The organism is Micromonospora sp. NPDC049799 (genome assembly GCF_040656655.1).
Taxonomy (GTDB): domain Bacteria; phylum Actinomycetota; class Actinomycetes; order Mycobacteriales; family Micromonosporaceae; genus Micromonospora.
The window spans coordinates 1-1,727 of sequence record NZ_JBFAMU010000772.1; the positions used below are offsets into that span (position 1 = coordinate 1).

1 protein-coding gene is annotated in these 1,727 nt (G+C 75.6%); it reads right to left on the reverse strand.

The genetic code is table 11. From position 1 onward, the window contains the following. Positions 1-1,671, reverse strand: a 1,671-nt coding sequence (locus AB0I76_RS29325) for a beta-ketoacyl synthase N-terminal-like domain-containing protein (protein ID WP_357042223.1), incomplete at its 3' end; no start/stop codon positions are given. Positions 1,672-1,727 lie beyond the last annotated feature (56 nt).

Consider the following 1,727-nt stretch of genomic DNA (forward strand, 5'->3'; position numbering starts at 1 on the left):
GACCGCCACGGACCCGGGTACCGGGCTCATCGGTCTGGCCGAACGGGCCGCCGTGGCGGGTGGATCCGTCACCCACCACGTCGACGAATCCGGCTCGGGGAAGGCGAAGACCAGGCGGGGTGGACGGGACGCGGCCCGCACCGGAGCGGGCACCCGGCGGGTCCCGGCGGGTCCGGCCACCACCGCCACCCGGTGCGGCCCGTGGACCCGCCCGGTCGCCAGCGTGTGAGCGACGTCCGCCAGGTGCCGGTCGACGGGTACCCGCGCCAGGGCCGCGCCACCGGCCTGGGCGGAATCCGGGTCGTGTCCGCTCGTCACGAGCAGCTGCGGACGGGGATCCGGCTCGGACGGCTCCCGCTCCGGTGCCGGGCCGAGCACCACGTGACAGTTGGTGCCGCCGATGCCGAACGAGCTGACTCCCGTGTACGGCCGGTCCGGCCAGGGCCGCGTCTCGGTGACGACCTCGAACGGGGAGCCGTCGAGGCCGAGCAGCTCGTTGGCCGGCCGGGCGTGCAGCGACGCCGGGACCACGCCGTGCCGGCGGGCGAGGACGGTCTTGATGAACGCGGCGATCCCGGCGGCGGTGTTGGCGTGCCCGATGGTGCTCTTCACCGACCCGAGACCACACCAGGCGGGACCGGAACCGAACACCTGCCGCAGGGCGGCGACCTCCACCGGATCGCCGAGCCGGGTGGCGGTGCCGTGCGCCTCGACGTACCCGACCTGCCGGGGCGCGACCCCGGCGACCGCGAGCGCCTCGGCGATCACGCGGGCCTGACCGCGCACAGACGGCGCGGTGAAGCCGGCCTTGTCGGCGCCGTCGTTGTTGACCGCCGTGCCGTGCACGACGGCGAGGACCGGGTCGCCGTCGGCGAGGGCGTCGGCCAGCCGGCGCAGCACCACCACGCCGACGCCCTGGCTGTACACGATGCCGGTGCCGTCGGCGGAGAACGGGCGCACCCGCCCGTCGACGGAGAAGATCCCGTCCGGCACGTGCCGGTAGCCCTGTCCCTGCGGGACGATCAGCGACGCCCCGCCGGCCAGGGCGGTGTCGCACTCCTCGGCCAGCAGCGACTGCACCGCGAGGTGCACGGCGACCAGTGAGGTGGAGCAGGTGGTGTTGACGGCGATCGCCGGCCCGGTCAGGCCCAGCCGGTAGGCCACCTGCAACGGTAGGTAGTCGGTGTGGGTGCTGACGGCCGTCTGGAGGCTGCCACCCGGATCGGGACCGGCGCCGGTGGGATCCCAGCGGCCGGCCAGGTTGCTGGTCAGGTACGCGCTGTGTGCCGCGCCGGCGAACACGCCGACCGCCCCGGCGTCCTTCCCGCCTCCGTGCCCGGCCCCTTCGAGGGCCTGCCAGGCGCATTCCAGGAAGAGCCGCTGCTGCGGGTCGAGCAGCGCCGCCTCGGCGTCGGTGAACCCGAAGGGAAGCGGGTCGAACAGGTCCTGCCCGTCGATCAGCCCGCCCACCGGCACGTACGACGGGTCACGCCGGGTGCGGGGCGGCACGCCGCGGGCGGCCAGCTCCTCGTCGGTGAACCGGGTCAGTCCCTCGCGCGACTCGACCAGCATCCGCCAGAAGGCGTCGGCGTCCGGCGCACCGGGGAACCGGCACGCGACGGCGGTGACCGCGACGGCCGAGCCGGTGCCCGTACCGTGTCCACCGGTCATCGGGCCGCCTCCGCCGCCAACGCCCGTGCCTGCCGCCGGCCGACCGGCGAAGCGGG